This window comes from Escherichia sp. MOD1-EC7011 (assembly GCF_002965005.1).
GTDB lineage: Bacteria > Pseudomonadota > Gammaproteobacteria > Enterobacterales > Enterobacteriaceae > Escherichia > Escherichia ruysiae.
The window spans coordinates 1-266 of sequence record NZ_PTRD01000088.1 but is presented as its reverse complement, the minus strand read 5'-3'; the positions used below and the strand labels follow the sequence as shown (position 1 = coordinate 266).

1 tRNA gene is annotated in these 266 nt (G+C 55.3%); it reads right to left on the bottom strand.

Annotated elements, in window-relative coordinates:
• Nucleotides 1-95 precede the first annotated feature (95 nt).
• Nucleotides 96-172, bottom strand: a tRNA-Met gene (locus tag A7098_RS23590).
• Nucleotides 173-266: the final 94 nt, after the last annotated feature.

The window sequence follows — 266 nt, the reverse complement described above, 5'->3', positions numbered from 1 at the left end:
ATTTGAACCGACGACCTTCGGGTTATGAGCCCGACGAGCTACCAGGCTGCTCCACCCCGCGTCACCGTATTGCTTTTACTTCATCAAATTTTGATTGGTTGCGGGGGCCGGATTTGAACCGACGACCTTCGGGTTATGAGCCCGACGAGCTACCAGGCTGCTCCACCCCGCGTCACCGTACTGCTTTACTTCATCAAATTTTAATTGGTTGCGGGGGCCGGATTTGAACCGACGACCTTCGGGTTATGAGCCCGACGAGCTACCAG